Genomic DNA, 19,624 nt, shown 5'->3' on the forward strand with positions numbered 1-19,624 from the left:
CAGCAGGTCACCGCCGCTTCGGCTCACTTCCTCTCGCAGCAGAGGAAGGGCATGCCCCGGTACTGCACAATTTCAATTCCGCCGGGTCCTGCATTCCAAACATGCTCAAGCAGCTTCACCCCCAAACGGGCGGGCTACGCTGGCTGGGCGTACTCCAGGTAATGTCCCAGCTCCACACCTGATTGGGTCCGGTGGCGCAATGGCTGGTCACCACCCGGGCCGAGGGCTTGCGCGCACGACCGCGGTGATGCTGCTGCGACGCGCTACGCAAGACACGATAAAAGCTCGACTCCGAGGCCACGTACTGGCCGCGGTCCGCCAGCGTCGGTACGATCTGGCTGGGCGGCAAGCTGGCAAATTCCACGCTGTTGGCCACCTCAAGAATCTGCTGGCGTTCCGGCTCACTTAACTTGTTGGCTGGCGCTGGCCGCTCAGTGGTGGTGCGAGCATCTGCCACCACCTCGTCGCCATCCTGAACCCAGCGCTGGAAGGTGCGCAAGCTCAGACCCAACTCGTCACAAGCCTGGGCCAGTCGGCAGCCTGAGCGTTCTGCCTCTCGAATCAACGATATACACATCCGGCGATCTGGGACGCTGATCAGTCGTCCTCTTTTTCTCCCCAAATCGCCTGGGCTTTTTTTCTCAGAATCAGCAATGCGGCCGCTTCCGCCAGCGCCTTCTCCTTTCGCTGTAATTCCTTCTCAAGCTGCTGGATGCGCTTCTTGTCACCCTTGGACTGAAGCCGTTGTTCTCGCGCCTGTTCACCGGCGTTGGCATTGGCCGATCGACAGGCCTCTCGCCAGGCAGCGATCTGCTCCGCGTAAAGACCCTTGCGGCGGCAATACTCCGCCAATTCCGCTTCATTGAGCGGCGCGGTTTCCAGCACCACCGCAAACTTGTCTGCCGAGGACCAGGCCTCGGGGTTCTTTCCATCTCCCGGCACCGGGACTCCTTGCGCTTTCATCTGTCGACGCCAAGCATACAGCGTCTGCTCAGTGATTCCCGTCTCCCTTGCCAGCGCCGACACCAACGCGTTCTCGGGAGGCATCATGCGGCGCAACAGCGCTTCCTTTCTCTCTGCAGAATAGGCTTTCATTCACTCTGACTCTACCGCCCCCAGACCGGGTCAATCGAAATCAGGTAACACGACAACTATGCTGACACCGGGGGCCAACGCCCACGGCATCCTTACGCGAAGATTACAATTCCTTGACGTCCCCTCCCTCACCTTCTGCGCCGACTGAGCTGGAGAGGAAGGGGACTCCTGCGAGACAGCCACGTCCCGGCCGCAGCCTCCAAAGAAACATGCTTCCCTCCCGCGCTATACCTAGCAGCGAAGCTTCTATGAGGGGACAGGTGTCAACCCCCTTCTGTACTGGATGTCAGCATAGGCATGTCTGGGGCGATAAGCCTCTCCTTGCAAGCTATTAGTTTCGGTTTGCGAACTGACGCAGTAAGGAATGGAAGGTCGGGGTTGGTGATTGCCGGGATCCAGCCCCGGGGACTAACTTCTATCCGTGCCGGCGCAAGGCCGGACACCACATACCGAATGCGCGAAGCGCTGGGCAACCCCTGTTTTGGTGCGCGCCCAATCTATATGGTCGGCTACCTTCGGTAGCCCGCCTCGCTGGCGGGCGCGCCCACCCTGCCTNACCTTGCCTATCATTACCGCTGCCATGCAATCAACTCGGCTTTACGTCGCTACTGGTTTGAGGCTTGCGCCAGGGGGAATCTCGCCATACTCCAGGTAACGCCACAGGGCAATTGCCAATCGACGGGCAAGTGCAACAATGCCGACGCGTCGCATGCGCTTGCCGGCGGACGCAAAGCGTTTATGAAACCACTGTGCGAGCACACTCGCTGGTTGGTAGCGTAGCCAACTCCAGCCCAGTTCAATCATCAGCCAGCGAGAGCGTTTGTTGCCAGCCTTGCTGATGCCTTGGTCGACGTGGGTTTCCCCGCTGCTGTAGGGCATGGGCGCTAGTCCGAGGCAGCCTGCGAGTTCGCGCCGGTTGTGGAAGCGCCGCCAGCCAAACAGTTCCTTGACCAGTAGCCAAGCACTGCCGACGCCGATCCCCTTCAGCCTAGCAAGCAGCGCGATGGCTGGCTGCGTGCCCGCCTTCACCGCCTCACGCTGCTGCGCTTCGATGGATAAAATCTGCGTGTCCACGAGTGCCAGTCTCGCCAGTCCACGCTCGATTTCGGCACGCAAATTAAGAGGCAATTGCGAGCCGTGCTCGGCCCACCAGGGCTTCCAGGATCGTTTCCCGATATGTGGGGCCCGCAAGTTATGCAATACCAGCAGCGAGCAAATCCGGTTACTGTGAGCAGTGCGTTCGTGCCTGAGTCGTTCGAGTTCACGGTGCGAACGGCGATCATCTTCCTGTTGTGGCGTCGGGACCCGTGCGACGGCCCACACGCGCCGTTCGCCGGCGTGGTAACGCATCAACATTGACAGGAGCTTGTCGCCATCGAGCCGGTCGGTCTTCGCGCGGCGCGCTCGTCGGTTGACTTCAATGCTAGCCGAATCCACCACCAAGTTATGGATACCTTGCTCAGTGAGCCAGCGGTGCAGCCAGAAGCCATCGCGGCCGGCCTCATAGCAACTGCGGATCCGTGCCTCCGTTGGGAGCTGGCATCGTCCTTTGGCCTTGGTGATCACATTCAATACCGCCTCCGTGTCACCGGCTGTCACAGTATGGCGGCTCGGCGCGCGTGCGGCGTCACTCAGCGATAGCTTCCAACTCTTATCGCCCAGTTCGAAGGCAATATACAGTTCGCCAGTAAAGGTTGTAGGCTGTCTTTGAAGGGCTGTGTCCATTTGCAGGCTCCTTTCGCAAAACGGGTTCGCATCGTTTTACTTTAGGGGGTGACCTGTCTAGCCCTTCATAGTATCTATTGGGTCAGCCGGCCCTATAAAGGTTGCTCCGTTCGATAAAAACCACGACGCCTTTCGCTTCCGGGAGGTCTGGGAAGATTGAGCTCATGTCAACCGACCTCCCGCCCCCGACTGCGTCCACCGCGAACGTCCAACTGACCATCTTATAGCCAATACGGAAGGCAACAGTTTCACCCGAATACACGTGGTACTTCACCCTTGATGTCAAAGTAATCGTTCTGCTAGCCGTCGCGACTGGTGCTGGATGTCCAAACTGCGCGGGCGTCGGGGCCATGGATGTGCATGCTGAGGCGAGGCCGACCAAGGAAAGCGTGAGTACGTTGAGGAGAGCTTGCTTGGTATTCATGATTAGCTACATCAGCGGATTCGCAAATGTACCTCCTATGAAAAGTCTAGGGAGCTAAAGATAACGATATTCTTACAGGAAGATTACGATTTCCTTACTGGAGGGCCGCCGCCATCGCTTGTAGCGGAATTCACTTCGGTTCCCAATGATGGTTGAACGTTATCCGGCCTATTAAAGCACCCTCGGCTCAGTGAACTGCCGTGGATGGAATCCCCTGCAACATTACAAATTGATTGCCACACCATTACATCTTGCTATCAGCGGCCATAGTTCCTTGACCTCTGGGGAATTATAAAAACGGGGACGCCCTTTGCTTCCGGGAGGTCCGGAAAAATTTGGCTCATGTCGACCGATGTACCCTGGACATGGTCGACCCAAAACGTCCAGGCGACTGTCTTGCTACCGGCACGGAAGGCAACGGTTTCGCCGGAATGCACCCGCACATACTTCGGCCGAGGGGTTAGGGAGATTGTTCTGCTAGCGGTCTCGACTGCTGCAGGATGTCCGAAGTGCGCGGGGGCCGGAGCCATGGAGGTGCATGCCGAGACAAGACCGAGTATTGAGAGCATCAGCACAGCAGGGAGAGTTCGTTTGGTTCTCATGATTGGCTCCATTCACGGATTGCGAATGCATCTCATGTGAGATTAGCCCAGGGAGGCAACGATGAGCTCCTCCCTTCCCGATGCTCTCTCCAGCATGTCAAAGCGGAACGGCACCGCAACCCGGAAATTTTTGCGCAGCTACAATCTACCGCCGCCAGGAACTACTGGACAGCTTCCGCCAGCTACTGGTGTGGAACGAATAGCGGGTCGGGATACCTATGGGGCGCCAAATCCCGATGGCAGTAATTCCATCCTTGGCCCACCCCATGATGCCAAGCACCTCCCTCTCCATGTGGACCAGTTGCGCCTTGATGCCCACCAATCCCCTCGCCGTGATGGCCGCCCCAACCGTCGCCGCCGCCATGCCCGACAGGGCTCGCGGCAGCCCACCCGCCACCAACCAGCAGTAAGAGAGAGATGCCGAGGCGAACCGCCCCTGCTATGAACCCTCTGCGCATATCTACCAGCAATGCCGCCTCAGTTACAACCGCTCTGCCATCAGCTGCCCCTATAGAGCGGGCTTGGCGCGATGATGACCCTAATGCCCTTCGCTTCCGGGAGGTCCGGGAAGATGACGCTCAGCTCAACCGACGACCTTCCCCCGATTGCCTCCGTGAAGGTCCATCCGACCGTCCTGCTACCGGCGCGGAAGGCAATGGTCTCACCCGAATCGACTCTCAGATACTTCATGCCGGGCGTCAGCGAAATAGTTCGAGTAGCTGTGTCGACAGGAGCGGCGCTGCCGAAGAGTACGGCACTTGCCGGTTGCAACGGCGCACATGCCGAGACAATGCCGAGGACCGAGACCGCGAGCGCAATGAGGAAAGCTTGCTTGGTGTTCATGATTGTTCCCCTTACACCCCTCTGACGTGTACTGCCAGAGAAAATTGAAGTTAGCCGCCTTTAAATAGCGTGCTCGGCTCAACAATGACAAGAATGCCCTTCGCTTCCGGCAGGTCCGGGAATATGAAGCTCATATCGACCGTCTTTCCGCCGATTGCCTCCAGGAACGTCCAAGCTACCGTCTTGTTACCTGCACGAAAGGCAACAGTCTCGCCTGAATCGACTCTCGCATACTTCATCGCAGGTGTCAGCGTAATGGTTCGGGTAGCCGTGTCGATGGATGCTGGGCTGCCAAACAGCGCGGGCGTCTGGTTCACCGGCGTCATAGAGGCTGATTTTTGCTCACGCACATGCTCGAGCCAGTTATCGCCTCCGTCACCCCGCCACTTATCGGCACTCCACGCCGAGGTTGTACCCAAAAATGCCAGTACGAGTGTCGCGCTAATCATCTTCTTCGTGTTCATGATTTTTTCTTCATGGCAATGAGAATTTCTTTACCTGAGTTCAGTTTAACCAGCCCACGACCACGATATCGTTACTTGGACATTACATTCATGACACGAAGCGAGCTACCACACATGGCTAGGTGTGCTTCGTGTGCTCGACACATAGGCTGCCGCTGCAGCGCACGCAGGCGCATCGTCACGCGGGCATGACGGCCGCCGGTGACAGGGGCACTGGTACGCAAGTGCTGCAGAACCTCCGGCCGGCCCGCTTCATTACGGAGATGTAATGCCGGTGTAATGCAACAGTTATGCTGCCAGACTCCTTCTATACTTTTTTTGTGTCTGGCGTGCGCGCGCTTTCAAGGGCGTGGAATGTGTCGCCCATGGACTATTCCCATCCACCGCACCTCAGCCCTTCTTGTCCGAATTGGCGACATAGTGCCCCCTTGGCCATGGCAGCCAGTGCCCAGTACTGGTGGCGCACAAAAAGTGGCTTCGCAACCGGGAGAAGTTGTGGAGCTTGCCAGAAAGGACCGACGGAGTGGCCGGCCCCCAGCAAATCGGAGCAAGCTAAGCCAAGAGGATTGGCCTTCATAGTCCGACTGGAAGTAATGCACAAATGAGCTATTGCCGGCAGACGGACGAATACCGCTCCGAAAAAAACCCCGATTTGTGTGTTCGTCTATCGATGCTTTCTTGACTTACGCGATTTCCGCCCCTACATGAGTCAAGCAGCGCGAATACGGTCAACGCCGATGATCTTCCCGATTTCCGCCATGGCGCTCCCGATACTGCGGCACATACCGCTCGTTGTACCAGCGGTTATCCACAAAATGGGCGGGTTCGCCACACGCATCGTATCTGTCGCAATACTTGGGCCAATTCTTGGCGTGGTCCGGTGGGACGTTCAAGTAGATTGGATGCTGCGAGGCCCCCGCGTGCGGCTGGACCACGATCGGCTGTTGGTGGAGGGTCTGCGGCGACGACATGCCATTGATATCTATGCGACCATAGTAGCCGGGGTCGCCCATGTCAGTTGCGAGCGCCGGAGCGGAAAGCACGGCCATTGCCATGATGCATGCGAATCGTTTCATCCTAGACTCCTTCTTTAAGCGCTTCATATTAACAACACGAGGCGACAGAGGCAAAGTAGCTGATGTAACTTGATCTAACAGACAAGCCGCTTACGCGGCGGCCACACTGTGCCGTTCACGTCATCAATTTTCAGGGGTGGCGAAACCAGTTGGGCAGACTTCGGTAGAGCAGGGGCGGGATTGGCTGCTCAGGCAGCCACGGCAGCCGGTCCCGCATCGAATNTCGAATCACCGTGGTGCTGGCGGTTGATCGGCAGATCGGGCGCGCCGAATGTGCAGTGCCGAGTCAGGTGGTCGTGGGTGTCCGGCAGAGCCAGCAAGGCTATCGCACTCGGCGGCCCGCTCGGCGGGACGCAGACCTACATCCTCTTGCGCATTGCCGAAGGCGAAGCCTTCCAGTGGGGCTCGGTGGGCGATCTCCTTTGTAAGCATTGGTTCGCGTGCTGCTATCCTACGCTTCCTTAACTATTTCGTTCCAACGGTTCGACCATGCCCTATCGCATAATAAAATTGTTAGCGGCGATAGCTGCATATGGCGCGGTAAGCCACGCTATCGGGCAACCTGCGTTCGGCGCGCCTCCTTTGAGCGACGCGATTCCCGTCCGCGACGTGGCGGCGCCGCCTGCTAGCGCCACCGTCGAACCTGGAAGCGCAGGCGAGAATCTCGGCGCCTTAACGTTGCGTACCGCGCTGGACCTTGGGTTTTCGAGCAACCGGGACCTGCAGTCCGCGCGCGCCACGCTGGATGCCGCAAGCGGGGTGCTCGTCAGCGCCGGCAAGCGGCCGAATCCAACGTTAACGGTAGGAGCAGGGCCGGGACTCCTCGGCCAATACCGTCTGCGCGACGCGGACGTCCTGATCAACTATTCGCAGCTTATTGAACGTGGCAATAAGCGAGAACTGCGAACCGAAGCGGCGAGCAGGGCGGCGGATGCCGCCCGTTTAGACATCGAAAACACCTTTCGCCAGTTGCGCCAGGCATTGGCTGCCGCTTACTTTACATTGAAGCAGGAGCAGGAGCGCTTGGATGTGGCTCAGGCGAACAGGAACGCTTTCGCGCGAACACGCGAGGCCGCGGAGCTTCGGCTAAAAGCCGGCGACATCGCGCGCGTCGACGTTGTTCGCCTTCGCGTCGAGGAGGGCCGCAGCGAGAACGAATTGCAACAGGCACGCGCAGACCTTGCCATTGCGCGAGCCGTGCTGGCCACGCTGCTTGCGCGCGAGCGTGATGCCCCCGCCATCCGGGCCATCGATCCATGGCCGCTCCCTGGCGAAGGATTGCTGAGGCGCGACCGCATCGAGGAGTTGCTGGAGGCGCGTCCGGATATACGTGCCGCGGCCGCACGCGTGCGCAGCGGCGAGGCTTCGTTCGAGTTGGCCAAGGCGCAGCGTACCCGCGACGTGAACGTGGCAGTGGTTACCGAACGAAACCTTCCTGCGAACGGTGGCACAACGCTTGGGGTGCAGTTGTCGATTCCGCTCTTGATTCACAACGACTATAGCGGCGAGATCGTGCGTGCGCAGGCGGAGTTAAGGAGCGCCCAAATCAACCTCGACAAGCTGCGCAGCAACGCGCGCTCGGAGGTCGACCGCGCGCTGGAGCAATTCGAATCGACGCGAATTCAACTCGTCCGCTTCGAAACGCAGATTGTGCCGGATGCCAAGTGGGCCGTCGATGCGACCGAGTTCGCGTACAAAAAGGGAGGGATCCCACTGACCGATCTGCTGGATGCCCGCCGGCAATTCTATGCCACCCAGCGCCAGTTGCTGGAATCGCGTACGAACTTCGCCACCGCGCGGGCGGCACTCGAGTCCAGCCTGAGCGAGGCGATCTTCCTGCGGTAGATCGCCTTCGCTGCCCTGATCCATCGTATTCCGTAGATGCCACTTTGCGGCAAGCTCGACCCAGTTCGGGGTAGTTGTAATGCTGCTGCCATCGTTTTGTCAGGTGGGTGGGGTTAGATTGCAACTCTTTACCAGCCCCCGCCCCTGTCTCGTTTGATGAAAAAGCCGCTCCGCTTGTTCCTGCTCTGGCTGGCGATCTTCGCGTTGCCGGTGCAAAACATTGGCGCGGCGGCATTTCCACCCTGCGAGGCCGCGCACACCGGCAAGAGCAGCAGTGCGCGGGTTCGGTCTGTTGGTGACGCGGCGCGGGCAATGGTTTCGGACGAACATTGCCTGACCGAGCACAATCGTGCAACAGGCAAGTCGGAGCAAGACAAGCGCCATGGGTGCCAGTCATGCCCAGGCTGCTTCGTCGCCTCTCATCCTGCCGTTCCTCTCGATGTGCCAGGCTCCATTGTCGTCCGGGCGGTCGATCCGTCGCTCCCACCCCTTGATCCTTTCACGAGCTTTATTCCGGAAGCTTTGCTGCGCCCGCCTTCGCTAGTCCTCTGATGTAACCGACGCCACTGCTGCGTCCACCATCGCGCTAGTCATCCTCCGTCGAGTACGTGTTCGGCTTTCGGCATTCATGCGGTAGGCATTCTTACGCCGTTTGAACGCCGAGCCATTCGTCTTGCGAAGCTGCACTGCGCATCCGCGAGAATGCCTGCCCCCCCGCGGGAGAGCGCTCGCACCATCAGAAGGAGACAGCGATGCATATCTGCATCAAATGCCACATGTCTATTGCTCCATCCACGTGGGCGTGCGTTGCCTGCGGCTGGCGGGCAACCACCTCGGCCGGCGTGGTATGCCTGGCGCCGGACATGGCCCAAGAAAACGATGGTTTCCACGAGCCATTGTTTGATGAGTACGAGAAGCTGCAGCACACGCACTTCTGGTTCGTCTACCGGCGCAAGCTCATCCTTGAGGCACTTACGCGCTACTTCCCACACCTGATGTCCTTCCTCGATGTCGGCTGCGGGACCGCCGACAACTTGCTCGCCATAGGCGAGCGCTTCCCGCTCGCGAGGCTGTGCGGGGGGGAGCCCTCCTTGCAGGCCCTGCAGGTCGCACGGCGAAAGAGCCAAGCCCAACTACTCCAGATGGACGCGCGCGCGATTCCATTTACCAACGCGTTCGATGTCATCGGCGCCTTCGATGTCATCGAGCACGTGGACGAGGACAAGCTTGTTCTGAAGGAAATGCATCGCGCTTGCGCTGACAACGGCGGCATTGTATTGACGGTGCCTCAGCATCCTTCTCTGTGGAGCCATATCGACGACTCCGCCAAGCATAAGCGGCGCTACACACGTAGCGATCTATTGGAGAAGGTCAGCGCGGCGGGGTTTCGCCCCGTCTATGTCACGTCATTCGTGTCCCTCTTGTTGCCGGCCATGATCCTGTCGCGGCTGCTACAACGGTCCACACGACCAACGGATGGCGTCGACGATGGCTTTCGTATCGGAGGCGCATTGAATCGCGTGTTCGGTGGAATTTGCGAGGTCGAGCGTCATCTGATCAAGGGTGGCGTGCGCTTCCCGGCCGGTGGCTCCCTGTTGCTTGTTGCGAGAAAATGCTAATGAAGGAGCGCCGGTTATCCTTGCGCGGCGCCCCAGGGCTGCGCGAACGTGAGTCGCTTTGGGTGAGAATTTTGCCAGCCAAAGCGGGCCCTAAAGCGCTGGGCTATTCCCCTCGCAATCTGGCGACAGCTTGGGAAGCGTTGCATCTGTTCCTCACGCGCACCAGCGCGATCAACTCCTCTGTAGTTTTCAGGAAGATTTATGCGTAGTTCGTCGACCTTGCCTATGCGTCGTTCATGGACCTCGCGCTATGCCGGGCTGTCGGTAAGCGCGATCGCGGTGGTTAGCCTGTTTATCCTGCTGGTCTGGTTCGGCACGCTCGACGCGCGCCACCTACTGCGCCCTGACGAGGGGCGCTACGCCGAGATCGCCCGCGAGATGGTCGCCAGTGGCGACTGGGTTACGATCCGCTACAACGCACTGACGTATTTCGAGAAACCGCCCTTCCACATGTGGGTAACGGCGCTCGCCTACACCCTGTTCGGCCTGGGCGAGTGGCAGGCGCGCCTTTGCGTGGCACTGTCGGGCATGATCGGCCTGCTCGTTTCGATGCTGGCAGCGACGCGCTGGTTCGGCAAGCGCGCAGGGCTACTGACCGGGCTGGTCCTGGTGGCCGCGCCGATGTGGAGCGTGGCCGCGCATTTCAATTCCCTCGACATGACACTTTCCGGGGCCATGGCTTGCGTGCTGGCCTTCATGCTGCTGGCCCAGCACCCCGAGGCAACTCCGGCGGCGCGCCGCAACTGGATGTGGGCCTGTTGGCTGGCCATCGGCGTGGCCATCCTAACCAAGGGCCTGGTCGGCATTGCGCTGCCCGGCCTGGTGCTGGTGGTCTACACCCTGATCACGCGCGATTTCGCGCTTTGGCGCCGCCTGCACCTGGTCTCGGGCATCGTGCTGATGATGATCGTCACGGTGCCGTGGTTCTGGCTGGTCTCGAAGCGCAACCCGGAATTCCTGAATTTCTTCTTCATCCATGAGCACTGGCAACGCTACACCTCGACGGTGCATTCGCGCCAGGGGGCGATCTGGTACTTCGTCCCGCTGGTGGTGGCCGGCTTCCTCCCGTGGCTCGGCCTGTTTCCCCGCATGTGGCAAGTGGTGCGCGAAGACCGGGCTGACGCTCGCGGCGCCGAAGTCAAGCCGTTCCAGCCGGCCGTGCTGGCGGCTATCTGGGCCATCGCCATTTTTGGCTTCTTCAGCCTGTCGGGCTCCAAGCTGCCTGGCTACATCGTGCCGATTTTCCCCGCGCTCGGCATCCTGGCCGGCGCGGCGCTGAACCAGATCAGCGAGCGCTCGTGGCGCCGCCAGATCAATGGCATGCTGGCGATCGCAGTCATCGGCCTGTTGGCCAGCCCGGTGGTGGCCACGCTGGACAAGGACAACACCCCGAACGAACTCTACCGCCTGTTCGCGGTATGGGTGGGCGCGGCCTTCGTGGTGATGCTGGCCGGCATACTTGTTGCCCGCCGTATCCAGCGCACGCGCGGGGTCTTCGCCAGCATCGTGACCTACTCGCTCGCCATGTTGGTGAGCTTCACGCTAGCATTGCTCGGTCATGAAGTGATGGGCCGCCGCACTTCTGGCGTGGACCTGGTGCCGGCCATCAAGGCTGTGCTAAGGGACGACATGCCGATCTACGGCGTGCGCATGCTGGACCACACACTACCGTTTTACCTGCGCCGCACGACCATCATGGTAGAACGGCCGGACGAACTCGACTTCGGCACGCGGCAGGAACCGCGAAAGTGGCTCCCCACGCTTGACGCCTTTATCGTCCAGTGGCGCGACGGCCCACCTGCGCTGGGCATCATGTCGGCCGATACGTACAAAGAGCTGAGTGAGCGCCATGTGCCCATGTACACGGTCGCGCAGGACAAGCGTCGCATCGTTGCCAGCAATTTCCCGCCACCGAGTCTTGCCCCGCAGAGGCAGCCTCAGGAACAGCCCGCGCCATGACGCTTTCGACTTTGGCCTTTATTTTTTCCGGCGTGCTGCTCAACGCCTGTGCCCAGTTGCTACTCAAGGCGGGGGTCAACGCTGTCGGCGCCATCACCGTGGATCGCGCCACGCTGCTGGCCACCGCCCTGCGCGTGCTGACGCAATGGCCGGTGCTGGCGGGTCTGACTTTCTACGTGGTCGGCGTCGGGGTATGGATCGTCGGACTGTCCCGTGTCGACGTCTCGATCGCCTACCCGATGCTCTCACTCGGGTATGTGGTCAATGCGCTGGCCGCGTGGTGGCTGTTCGGCGAGCTGATCGGCCCGCTGCGGGTGGCCGGTATCCTCCTGATACTGGCTGGCGTACTCCTGATCGTCCGTTCCTGATAGGAAGCGCCGCAGATCGGCCAACTTGATAGTTTCGGCCAGAAAGGCGCTTGGGTGGTGGAAGCCCTGTTTGGGAGGCGTCAGCGCCCCAGCGCTTCAGCAACGCATTTGCTCTGTGCGCCCGACATCGGAGATGTCACAGTGTTTGACATCGCGTCAATGCATAGACGGGGGTCGATTTTGAAATGTCATGCATTCTTCAAAACCGACCCGCCTGCTTCATTGCCCAAGAGTTCCCTTGTGAAGTTGAGGCTCCAACCGCCACACTTCATTTCCCTTCATCATCATCTTTTGGCCGTCTTTCGTTTCCATAATCACGCCCTCCTTCATGCCAACGGCATGTCCCGCCTTGTTTTCCATGCTCATCTTCCCGTCCTTGAAGATGTACAGGGTCGAGCCGTCCTTGAGTTCGAATTTCTTTTCCACTTGGCTCGAATCCGCTGCAAAGCTGGAAACCGCGATCAAGCCGGCGCTTACGGCAACGATGACTTTTTTGAACATAGACATAGTGCTTTCCTTTCCACAAAACCGAGGGTGTTCCTCGCCACGCTAAACAAAAAAACCCGCAGCGGCAGGCGCCGCGCGGGGCCCTAGGGCTTAGCTTGCGGCCGGTGCTGACGCAGCCTTCTTGCTCTTCTTGCTCCTCTTGTTATGTTTCTTATGCGACTTCTTGGCCTGCGTTGCGGACGTATCTGTCAGGTTGGCGCGCGCGCTCTTGTTTGCCCCCTGCGTATACGGATCGAACTTTTCGCCAGCCTTGGCCCCGTCGGTGTAGGGGTCCGGCTTGCCGGACTTGGCTCCCTGCGTATAGGGGTCGACTTTCCCGGTGTTTTGCGCCTGCGCGGCGATGGAGGCGGCGCCAAGGCACAGAGCGAAGGCAGTCGCGACGAGCTTGTTCATAGCATCTCCTCAGAAGGCCGCCGTCTGGGCGGCCGTGAACGCGTTAGTACTCAGCCAACCAGGGGTAGGCCTGGTCCTTCACTAAACGTATCGTCTTCAGTAACCGTTGACTTGGCAATCAGGCTTTGTATTCCCGGCAAGAAAGGTGGGCGCCTGCCAACTGCCGCCCGTCGGGAACGAAGCGGCTCATCGGGGTAGTCTGTCGGTTGTGTTGCCGCGATTATCTGGCAGGGCATCATCGATTGGAAGGCCGGAAAGCCCGACAGGCTCCTAGGATGCTAATGAGCCGAGGCGGCGTGTGTTTACATCGGGATCACCATGTCTCGACCCGTGCTCACTGCAAGGGAACGGAACCGCTTCCAGGCATGGCGTTGGCGTCGACCGCATGCCATGCGTTACGGGATGCCGGCGCCGGATTTACAACTACGGAGGGGCTTTCGTGCACGAGGAGGTTACCTACGGCGTCATTCCGCGCGCGAAGTTTCTCGTCGACGGCAGCTACCCGCCGAAGGTGCTGCTCCTTGTTCATCAGGGAGGCACACCGCTCAGGGCGCATCGGGCTAAAGACGAGTCATACGATCGGCGGGTACGCACCGTGACGGTCGCAGCTTTTTTCATCGGCGACGGATGTCCACGAAGAAATATGGCTGGACAGGAAGCCGTGGTGGCTATCGCGGCGCGCCATCACGTTGATCGATGACCGCGAATCACGAAACAGCCTATCCGCGCTTCAAGCCCGATCTCACCCTTCATGAATTGGCGGAGATCTATACGCCGACGCCGAGCGAACTGGTCTTCGTGCGGCGTAACGCCCGTTCAGACACCACGCGCCTGATCTTGCTGACGCTGCTCAAGACCGTGCAGCGGCTGGGCTATTTCGTCAAGATGGCGCAGGATCCTGCGAGCGGCGTCCGAACGGCAGAGGCGTGATTTTCAATTTTCGGGGGATGGGCAACAATAGCCAAAATGGTCCCCCCTGACGCAGAATTCAGCCATGTCTTCCCCAACGCACCGACATGATGGCGAACCGAGTTCCGTGAGCGATACGCCGGACTCGGCGTACGCAGCTCCCCCTGGCGCGCCAACGGCCCGCCGGGCAGACGGCACGGCAGACTGGTCCGTTGCGATGGCCCGCGCGCAAAGCGGCGACCGCGAGGCCTACCGCCATTTGCTCGCAGCCATCACCCCCTACGTGCGGGCGTTGGCGGCACGCCAAGTCCGGAATCGCAGCGACATCGAAGACACGGTGCAGGACGTGCTGATGACGGTACACGCAGTGCGCCACACTTATGATCCGGCCCGTCCGTTTGGCCCGTGGCTGGTTGCCATTGCCAACCGGCGCATCGTCGACGGCCTGCGCCGGCGCGGACGCATCGGCTCGCATGAAACCGAACTTGACACTGAGCAAGAAACCTTTTGGCCCTCTGCAGCGAACCTACAAGAGGAGGCTGTCGATGCGCGCGCGGTGCGGGACGCCGTCGAGCGGCTACCGGCCGGACAGCGCGAAGCGTTGCGGTTGCTCAAGCTCGAGGAAATGTCGCTGAAAGAGGCCGCCGCCGCCAGCGGGATGTCAGTGGCCGCGCTGAAGGTTGCCACACATCGTGCCTTGAAAACGCTGCGCAAATTGTTCGAATCGGAAGGTAAACAGTCGTGAGACCCACCTCAAATCTGATCGACGCGCTGGTGGCCGACGCGGCGCCAGTGCGGCGCCTGCGCCCGCCGATGGTACGGGCGGCAGGCTGGCTGCTGCTGGCCGTCCTGATTCTGGTGTTGGCCGCGTTCCATCATGGCGTGCGACCGGACCTGGCGACGAAGCTGGCGCAGCCCGTCTTTGTCACCGGCGTGGCGGCAGCGATGCTGACCGGCGTGCTGGCCGCCGTGGCAGCGTTTCTGGCTAGCGTCCCTGGCTATTCACAGCGGTGGCTGCTGCTGCCCGTACCGAGCCTTCTAGCTTGGTTCGCCACGATCGGATACGGCTGCCTGACCGATTGGGTCAGAATCGGGCCGGCCGGCATCTCGCTCGGCGAGACGGCCAGTTGCTTTGCCACGCTGATGATGGTCAGCGTGCCGCTGTCGTTTGCCCTGCTGATCATGCTGCGTTATGTGGCACGGCTTACCCCGGCGCCGGTGGCAATGTGCGGCAGCCTCGCGGTTGCCGCGATGACGGCAACCGCGCTGTCCATCCTTCATCCGCTCGACGCCACGGCCATGATTCTGATGTGGAACTTTGGCGTCGCGCTGCTGTTCGTGGGCGTCAGCGGCCGGTATGGAGATCGGCTGTTCAATTGGGTGGCGCCGCACTGACACGCTGGGAGGCGCGGGATCGTCCAAGCGGATAAGAATTGGTGGCCAGTGCGCCGCGATCCGCCGAAAGCCGTGCCGCGCCACCATGTCAATACGATGAGCAGTGTAAGAAACCACGATGCCCGAAGCAGGTCGTCGAGGTCGGGTAACGACTGTAGCGCTCGCGGCTGTCTTTCGCATCCAGGCGCAGCACGCATTCGCGCCACGGGTCGGAATCGGCCTGATAGCCCAATTTCTCGCACGCCGGGCCATAGACCTGGATCATCTGGTCGACCTCGCGTTCCGCTTGCGTGGCACGTTGGGCTGGCGTCGCGCACCCCGCCAGGAGTGCGACCAAGACTAGCAGGTGCCTAGTCGAGCGCATTTCACCCTCCATTTGGGCCGAAAGGGCGCTATTCGCGGCAAGAGGGCGCGGATTCGGAACCACGGCGACCCGGCACCACCGCCAATGCGCCCCCCTTATCCGACGGCGTGCACAAATCAAAATCAGTGTCCGCGCCGGTCGACGTTCAACAGGTGGTCGAGGCGCGCCACCTCATTACCCTTCATGGTGATCCTGGTGCCATCTTTCGCCTCCAATACCTGACCTTCCTTCACGCTGACGGCGCGGCCAAACGGATTTTCTACTGCCATCTTCCCATCCTTGAACACGTGAACGGTCGAGCCGTCGTTGAGCGCATAGGACTTCAGGATGTCACTCCTGTCGGCCGCGATTGCGGACAGCGAAACGACGAGAGCGGCAACTGCGAGCTTGTTGTTCATGGCTTGCTCCTTCGGCAGGCAAGACTAGTCCGAAGCGAGTGTCCGGAGACACTCGGCTCCGACAAGTAGACGCGCAGCCCGGTTGCGCGTGGCAGCTCAGACGCGATAGCCGTAAAGTGTGCCGTCGCCGGTACGCGAGTTGTCGAGTGCGTCGGCCACAAGATTTGGCGCCGACGCCCGCGTGCCATCCGTGTAGGGGTCAAACCTGCCGCTCTTGGCGCCATCCGTAAACGGGTCACGCTTGTCGCCAACCCTGGCGCCGTCCGAGTAGACGTCGAATTTTCCTGCCTTGCCGCCATCGGTGTACGGATCACGCGGCCCCGTGACGTTGCTGCCATCCGTGTACACATCGCGCGGAGTGGCCGCATACGCTACCGCTGTGCCCAGCGCAGCGGTGGTGGCCACGACGAGAACCAATAGTCGCTTGCTCATTTTCGCGCCTCCTTTCATGAAGGATCCGGTTCCCGAAGCGAAAGACCATCTGGGAGGCCGGTACTGGAAGATTCGTCGGCAAGCGCCAAAAGGTTACCGGTCCCCCCCACGGAAAGCCTGCCGCGCGGCAAGCGTGTAGCGTGATTTTGGTATGATCGGTACAGAAAGGACACACACATGGCCCGCTCAATTGAATTTGACAAATCCGAGGCACTGTCAGCCGCGATCGAAGCGATCTGGCACCGCGGCTATCACGCCGTGTCGACGAGCGACCTGACGGCTGAAATGGGGCTTGCGAAGTCTTCCCTGTACAACACGTTCGGCAACAAGCGGGAAGTCTTCATGGCGGCCTTGCGGCAATACAGCGCGGAGCGCGCCGTGCAATTGGCGCAAAGGCTGCAGCGACAGCCCGCGCTCAAGGGCTTTAGGGCACTACTGACTTCGATCGCCAGCGATAACGATGCCGGCAAAGGATGCCTGCTGGTCAATTCGGCCGTCGAGGTGGCACCGCATGACCCGGAAATCGCGGCCATCGTGCTAGACGGCTTCGTCCAGATGCAACATGTCTTTGAAGCGGCGATTCGCGCTGGCCAGACGCGCGGCGAAGTCCGCGACGACGCTGAGCCCAAAGCCGAGGCAATCGCCCTTGTCTGTGGCATATCCGGTCTGCGCGTACTCGCCAAGGCCGGCTTTGGCGTCAAGGCGCTGACGCCGACCATTGACGCCCTAGTGTCGAGACTGGAGCCCTAGACTTTTCTCTCTTTTTTGGACCAATTGGTGCAATTCCCACCAGCAATCAGGAGAACCTCATGAACGACGTTGCACAGCTTTCCTTGCCTGACCTGTCACCAGAGACCGCCCAAGGCCGGGCCAAGGAAGCGCTCGATACCGCCTTCAAGCAGGTAGGCATGATTCCCAATATGTATGCCAAGATGGCCAATGCCCCCGGCCTGCTCGAGACCTACCTGTTCGGCTACAACCTGTTCCGCAAGGAGTCCGGCTTCACGCCGGCCGAGCAGGAGGTCGTGCTGCTCACCATCAGCCGGCTGAACGAATGCGACTATTGCATGGCCGCTCATAGCATGATCGCCGAGGCGGTGTCCAAGACCCCAGCACAGGCCATTGAAGCGATCAGGGAAGACCGACCGATTGATGATGCCAAGCTGCGCGCCTTGGCGACCTTCACCGCATTGATGGTCGATTCACGTGGGCGCCCGACTGACCAGGACGTACAGGCATTCCTCGCGGCCGGCTACAGCGAACGGCACGTACTCGAGGTCATTCTGGCCATTGCGGTCAAAACGCTCAGCAACTACGCAAATCACGTCTTCCATACCGAGTTGGACCAGCGTTTCGCGGGGCACGCATGGCAGGCTGAACGCTAGCAAGCGCCGGCAAGACGTCAATGCAGCGCGGTCGCCATCAGCGGGTGAGGCCGGTGGGAGGGCATGCACGCGCGCAGTCTGGATACAGAACTCGAGACCCATGTCCCAGTCCGCAGACCTGTCTGCGGCCATCTCGGCATGATCTTCGCCTGGTTATAAGCAGTGGCGATGCCCCCGCACCCGTCGCCGCTTTGGGGACCGGACGGCGGCAAGCCACGAAGTGGGAACTCGATCACCGGTCTTTAACCAACTCCACATCGGCATGACATTGGCGCCCTGCCGGCAGTTGGTACAATTGGGGTCACGCGACCTGCGGCACGAGCTCGTGCGCGGCAATACCCTCGACAGGGTCCGGTAAACTCTCCCAAGGCGCAAGCTCGAGAATCCGCATGGTGGCTTGGTAGCCGGCTTCCCATCGCGCGTGCATCCGGGCGGCGCTGAAATCGAAATCCTTGGTGTAATCGTCGCCGTCCATCCTGGGCGCCTTCAATAAAAGGACTTGCATCGTGGTCCCGCAGCCCCACTGCAATAGTTCCTTGACCGCGGGCAATTCACGCTCGCCCGGTGGAATGTATCGGGCGAGTTCGCGAATGACGTGCCGCAATCGATGAATCTGGCGCTGCCGCGCCAGTTGGCTCTCCACTCGGCTGGCATACTGAATATCCTTTTGCCGGCTGATAACCTGCCAGATCGTTTGCGGCTCAGGGCCCTCCGCGGGCCATAGCTGCACCGCAAAAATGACCGAGTCACGGCGGGGACGGTCATCCAGCACCACCTTGATCGGCGTATTGGAATAGATGCCGCCATCCCAGTAGCTCTCGCCATCGATACGCACGGCAGGAAATGCTGGTGGAATGGCGGCGGAGGCCAACACGTGCTCCAGGCCGAGCGTGGTGTCGCGGTCAGTGAAATAGCGCAGGCTGCCGCTACGCACATTCACCGTGCCCACGGTAAGCCGCGTGTGGTTTTCGTTCAGGTAGGCGAAGTCTACGAGCTTGGCGAGAGACGCGCGCAGCGGTGCCGGCGAGTAGTAGGCCGCCGCCTCGGCGCCGAGCCAAACGTGTGGGCTGAGCCATGCGCTGGGCTGTGGCTAAAAAAAGGTCGGAAGGCCGTTGATGAGCACGGTTAGCTTGTGGAAGGTGTCGTCGACAGCGGAGTAAGGGCCGATCAGTGGGGACAAGCCACAGCGTGTCACCCCGCACCAGAATCGACGCAAATAGTCCAGTCGTTCCGCTGGTTGGTTGCCGGCGAACATGGCCCCGTTAATGGCACCGATCGACGTGCCAATAACCCAGTCCGGTTCAATGCCGGTTTCGTGAAGCGCCTGGTAGACTCCCGCCTGATAGCTTCCCAACGCCCCACCGCCCTGCAACACGAGCACGACCTGTCCGGGCAGCGCCGGAACTCCGCGCAAGGCGAAACGCCTAGCGCGGATCATCTGCGCGTTGCTTTCCATGGACCGTTCCCCGGCCGCAAATGGAAGGCGCGTCCCACATCCGGGTTCGACTCGGCGAAATAACCGGACCCGCCCCGGTAGCCAAACTGCGTGCCGCCGACAGCTTCGCTTGCGATGCCTGAAGGACTGGCAGCCTGTTCTAGCGAACGGGCACGCGCGCCCCGTCCGTGCACGGACTTACGAACTTGGGCGTCGCCGGTGATTGGATCGGACGAGCCCACGCCCAGCCCAACGGCATACGCATTGGGGGTGCCCGTCTCGCCGAGATTCGCTGTTGCAAGATCAGGTCCAACGATTTCAATCTGCAGCGCACTCGCAGTGCGGAGGATAGGTTTGGCGCTCATCTTTCGCTCCCTCTGTGGCAC

23 protein-coding genes and 2 pseudogenes are annotated in these 19,624 nt (G+C 60.6%); 11 read left to right on the forward strand and 14 right to left on the reverse strand.

Features of this window, described 5'->3' with window-relative positions; all coding sequences use genetic code 11:
* Positions 1–154: 154 nt before the first annotated feature.
* From CF70_RS38565 to CF70_RS12325, 7 genes and pseudogenes are all read right to left on the reverse strand, one after another.
* Positions 155–1,095 (reverse strand): annotated as a pseudogene (locus tag CF70_RS38565) (transposase); the annotation flags it as partial.
* A gap of 597 nt (positions 1,096–1,692) precedes the next feature.
* Positions 1,693–2,820: an IS110 family transposase gene (locus CF70_RS12300; protein ID WP_035864730.1), complete on the reverse strand. Its 1,128-nt coding sequence runs from the start codon at positions 2,818–2,820 to the stop codon at positions 1,693–1,695.
* Positions 2,821–2,902: 82 nt separating this feature from the next.
* Complete coding sequence (locus tag CF70_RS34190; RefSeq protein WP_035864732.1) at positions 2,903–3,244, reverse strand: CzcE family metal-binding protein; 342 nt, start codon at positions 3,242–3,244, stop codon at positions 2,903–2,905.
* 257 nt (positions 3,245–3,501) lie between these two features.
* Complete coding sequence (locus tag CF70_RS34850) at positions 3,502–3,858, reverse strand: CzcE family metal-binding protein (RefSeq protein WP_349675110.1); 357 nt, start codon at positions 3,856–3,858, stop codon at positions 3,502–3,504.
* Between the two features lie 486 nt (positions 3,859–4,344).
* On the reverse strand, positions 4,345–4,689 hold the full coding sequence (locus CF70_RS12315) for a CzcE family metal-binding protein (protein WP_035864743.1): 345 nt from the start codon (positions 4,687–4,689) through the stop codon (positions 4,345–4,347).
* Between the two features lie 50 nt (positions 4,690–4,739).
* Positions 4,740–5,153: a CzcE family metal-binding protein gene (locus CF70_RS12320; RefSeq protein ID WP_035864745.1), complete on the reverse strand. Its 414-nt coding sequence runs from the start codon at positions 5,151–5,153 to the stop codon at positions 4,740–4,742.
* Positions 5,154–5,881: 728 nt separating this feature from the next.
* Positions 5,882–6,229, reverse strand: a complete 348-nt coding sequence (locus tag CF70_RS12325; RefSeq protein ID WP_051648324.1) for a hypothetical protein — start codon at positions 6,227–6,229, stop codon at positions 5,882–5,884.
* 489 nt (positions 6,230–6,718) lie between these two features.
* Between CF70_RS12325 and CF70_RS12330 the strand changes: the two genes are divergently transcribed.
* The 5 genes from CF70_RS12330 to CF70_RS12345 all read left to right on the forward strand — a co-directional run bounded on the left by CF70_RS12330 (position 6,719) and on the right by CF70_RS12345 (position 12,020).
* Positions 6,719–8,074, forward strand: a complete 1,356-nt coding sequence (locus tag CF70_RS12330; RefSeq protein ID WP_081862152.1) for a TolC family protein — start codon at positions 6,719–6,721, stop codon at positions 8,072–8,074.
* Between the two features lie 174 nt (positions 8,075–8,248).
* Positions 8,249–8,626 (forward strand): hypothetical protein, encoded by a 378-nt coding sequence (locus tag CF70_RS35950; protein ID WP_235185015.1) that lies wholly within the window; start codon positions 8,249–8,251, stop codon positions 8,624–8,626.
* A 200-nt stretch (positions 8,627–8,826) separates the two neighbouring features.
* On the forward strand, positions 8,827–9,693 hold the full coding sequence (locus CF70_RS12335) for a class I SAM-dependent methyltransferase (RefSeq protein WP_035864747.1): 867 nt from the start codon (positions 8,827–8,829) through the stop codon (positions 9,691–9,693).
* A gap of 225 nt (positions 9,694–9,918) precedes the next feature.
* Positions 9,919–11,652 carry a glycosyltransferase family 39 protein gene (locus tag CF70_RS12340; RefSeq protein ID WP_035864750.1) on the forward strand — a complete coding sequence of 578 codons (1,734 nt, stop codon included), beginning with the start codon at positions 9,919–9,921 and terminating at the stop codon, positions 11,650–11,652.
* Entirely contained in the window at positions 11,649–12,020 is a 372-nt protein-coding gene (locus tag CF70_RS12345; RefSeq protein WP_035864751.1) for an EamA family transporter, read from the forward strand. Before CF70_RS12340 ends, CF70_RS12345 begins: the two co-directional genes overlap by 4 nt.
* Positions 12,021–12,239: 219 nt before the next feature.
* Here CF70_RS12345 and copK (CF70_RS12350) read toward each other — a convergent pair whose 3' ends face one another.
* Entirely contained in the window at positions 12,240–12,527 is a 288-nt protein-coding gene (gene copK / locus CF70_RS12350) for a periplasmic Cu(I)/Cu(II)-binding protein CopK (protein WP_235185016.1), read from the reverse strand.
* Positions 12,528–12,617: 90 nt separating this feature from the next.
* Positions 12,618–12,920, reverse strand: coding sequence for a hypothetical protein (locus tag CF70_RS12355; protein WP_035864752.1), 303 nt, complete (start codon positions 12,918–12,920; stop codon positions 12,618–12,620).
* Positions 12,921–13,359: 439 nt separating this feature from the next.
* Between CF70_RS12355 and CF70_RS35955 the strand changes: the two genes are divergently transcribed.
* The 4 genes from CF70_RS35955 to CF70_RS12370 all read left to right on the forward strand — a co-directional run bounded on the left by CF70_RS35955 (position 13,360) and on the right by CF70_RS12370 (position 15,224).
* Positions 13,360–13,620, forward strand: coding sequence for a hypothetical protein (locus CF70_RS35955; protein WP_152561789.1), 261 nt, complete (start codon positions 13,360–13,362; stop codon positions 13,618–13,620).
* Positions 13,617–13,850 (forward strand): DUF4158 domain-containing protein, encoded by a 234-nt coding sequence (locus tag CF70_RS12360; protein ID WP_035864753.1) that lies wholly within the window; start codon positions 13,617–13,619, stop codon positions 13,848–13,850. Before CF70_RS35955 ends, CF70_RS12360 begins: the two co-directional genes overlap by 4 nt.
* Before the next feature lie 196 nt (positions 13,851–14,046).
* Positions 14,047–14,574: a sigma-70 family RNA polymerase sigma factor gene (locus CF70_RS12365; RefSeq protein ID WP_035864754.1), complete on the forward strand. Its 528-nt coding sequence runs from the start codon at positions 14,047–14,049 to the stop codon at positions 14,572–14,574.
* Positions 14,571–15,224: an NrsF family protein gene (locus tag CF70_RS12370; protein ID WP_035864757.1), complete on the forward strand. Its 654-nt coding sequence runs from the start codon at positions 14,571–14,573 to the stop codon at positions 15,222–15,224. Before CF70_RS12365 ends, CF70_RS12370 begins: the two co-directional genes overlap by 4 nt.
* Positions 15,225–15,312: 88 nt before the next feature.
* On the opposite strand, the gene CF70_RS12375 is transcribed toward CF70_RS12370, so the two are convergent.
* The 3 genes from CF70_RS12375 to CF70_RS12385 all read right to left on the reverse strand — a co-directional run bounded on the left by CF70_RS12375 (position 15,313) and on the right by CF70_RS12385 (position 16,418).
* Positions 15,313–15,561 carry a hypothetical protein gene (locus CF70_RS12375; protein WP_235185018.1) on the reverse strand — a complete coding sequence of 83 codons (249 nt, stop codon included), beginning with the start codon at positions 15,559–15,561 and terminating at the stop codon, positions 15,313–15,315.
* A gap of 149 nt (positions 15,562–15,710) precedes the next feature.
* Positions 15,711–15,986 (reverse strand): periplasmic Cu(I)/Cu(II)-binding protein CopK, encoded by a 276-nt coding sequence (gene copK / locus CF70_RS12380; RefSeq protein ID WP_035864760.1) that lies wholly within the window; start codon positions 15,984–15,986, stop codon positions 15,711–15,713.
* Between the two features lie 96 nt (positions 15,987–16,082).
* Positions 16,083–16,418 carry a hypothetical protein gene (locus tag CF70_RS12385; protein WP_035864762.1) on the reverse strand — a complete coding sequence of 112 codons (336 nt, stop codon included), beginning with the start codon at positions 16,416–16,418 and terminating at the stop codon, positions 16,083–16,085.
* 177 nt (positions 16,419–16,595) lie between these two features.
* Between CF70_RS12385 and CF70_RS12390 the strand changes: the two genes are divergently transcribed.
* Both CF70_RS12390 and CF70_RS12395 read left to right on the forward strand, forming a co-directional pair.
* Positions 16,596–17,168, forward strand: coding sequence for a TetR/AcrR family transcriptional regulator (locus CF70_RS12390; protein ID WP_035864764.1), 573 nt, complete (start codon positions 16,596–16,598; stop codon positions 17,166–17,168).
* Positions 17,169–17,227: 59 nt separating this feature from the next.
* Positions 17,228–17,803, forward strand: a complete 576-nt coding sequence (locus CF70_RS12395; RefSeq protein ID WP_035864767.1) for a carboxymuconolactone decarboxylase family protein — start codon at positions 17,228–17,230, stop codon at positions 17,801–17,803.
* A 301-nt stretch (positions 17,804–18,104) separates the two neighbouring features.
* Here the strand turns inward: CF70_RS12395 and CF70_RS12400 are convergent.
* Together CF70_RS12400 and CF70_RS35960 are read right to left on the reverse strand one after the other, a co-directional pair.
* Positions 18,105–19,241, reverse strand: a pseudogene (locus tag CF70_RS12400) (patatin-like phospholipase family protein).
* Positions 19,238–19,603 (reverse strand): hypothetical protein, encoded by a 366-nt coding sequence (locus tag CF70_RS35960; RefSeq protein WP_152561790.1) that lies wholly within the window; start codon positions 19,601–19,603, stop codon positions 19,238–19,240. Before CF70_RS35960 ends, CF70_RS12400 begins: the two are co-directional and overlap by 4 nt.
* Between the last annotated feature and the right edge of the window lie 21 nt (positions 19,604–19,624).

The sequence above is a fragment of the Cupriavidus sp. SK-3 genome (assembly GCF_000611145.1).
GTDB lineage: Bacteria > Pseudomonadota > Gammaproteobacteria > Burkholderiales > Burkholderiaceae > Cupriavidus.

Coding starts and splice junctions, on each gene's coding strand:
- CF70_RS12300 (WP_035864730.1), bottom strand. CDS start 2,820: ATGGACACAGCCCTTCAAAGACAGCCTACAACCTTTACTGGCGAACTG.
- CF70_RS34190 (WP_035864732.1), bottom strand. CDS start 3,244: ATGAATACCAAGCAAGCTCTCCTCAACGTACTCACGCTTTCCTTGGTC.
- CF70_RS34850 (WP_349675110.1), bottom strand. CDS start 3,858: ATGGAGCCAATCATGAGAACCAAACGAACTCTCCCTGCTGTGCTGATG.
- CF70_RS12315 (WP_035864743.1), bottom strand. CDS start 4,689: ATGAACACCAAGCAAGCTTTCCTCATTGCGCTCGCGGTCTCGGTCCTC.
- CF70_RS12320 (WP_035864745.1), bottom strand. CDS start 5,153: ATGAACACGAAGAAGATGATTAGCGCGACACTCGTACTGGCATTTTTG.
- CF70_RS12325 (WP_051648324.1), bottom strand. CDS start 6,229: ATGAAACGATTCGCATGCATCATGGCAATGGCCGTGCTTTCCGCTCCG.
- CF70_RS12330 (WP_081862152.1), top strand. CDS start 6,719: ATGCCCTATCGCATAATAAAATTGTTAGCGGCGATAGCTGCATATGGC.
- CF70_RS12335 (WP_035864747.1), top strand. CDS start 8,827: ATGCATATCTGCATCAAATGCCACATGTCTATTGCTCCATCCACGTGG.
- CF70_RS12340 (WP_035864750.1), top strand. CDS start 9,919: ATGCGTCGTTCATGGACCTCGCGCTATGCCGGGCTGTCGGTAAGCGCG.
- CF70_RS12345 (WP_035864751.1), top strand. CDS start 11,649: ATGACGCTTTCGACTTTGGCCTTTATTTTTTCCGGCGTGCTGCTCAAC.
- copK (WP_235185016.1), bottom strand. CDS start 12,527: ATGTCTATGTTCAAAAAAGTCATCGTTGCCGTAAGCGCCGGCTTGATC.
- CF70_RS12355 (WP_035864752.1), bottom strand. CDS start 12,920: ATGAACAAGCTCGTCGCGACTGCCTTCGCTCTGTGCCTTGGCGCCGCC.
- CF70_RS12360 (WP_035864753.1), top strand. CDS start 13,617: ATGACCGCGAATCACGAAACAGCCTATCCGCGCTTCAAGCCCGATCTC.
- CF70_RS12365 (WP_035864754.1), top strand. CDS start 14,047: ATGGCCCGCGCGCAAAGCGGCGACCGCGAGGCCTACCGCCATTTGCTC.
- copK (WP_035864760.1), bottom strand. CDS start 15,986: ATGAACAACAAGCTCGCAGTTGCCGCTCTCGTCGTTTCGCTGTCCGCA.
- CF70_RS12385 (WP_035864762.1), bottom strand. CDS start 16,418: ATGAGCAAGCGACTATTGGTTCTCGTCGTGGCCACCACCGCTGCGCTG.
- CF70_RS12390 (WP_035864764.1), top strand. CDS start 16,596: ATGGCCCGCTCAATTGAATTTGACAAATCCGAGGCACTGTCAGCCGCG.
- CF70_RS12395 (WP_035864767.1), top strand. CDS start 17,228: ATGAACGACGTTGCACAGCTTTCCTTGCCTGACCTGTCACCAGAGACC.
- CF70_RS35960 (WP_152561790.1), bottom strand. CDS start 19,603: ATGAGCGCCAAACCTATCCTCCGCACTGCGAGTGCGCTGCAGATTGAA.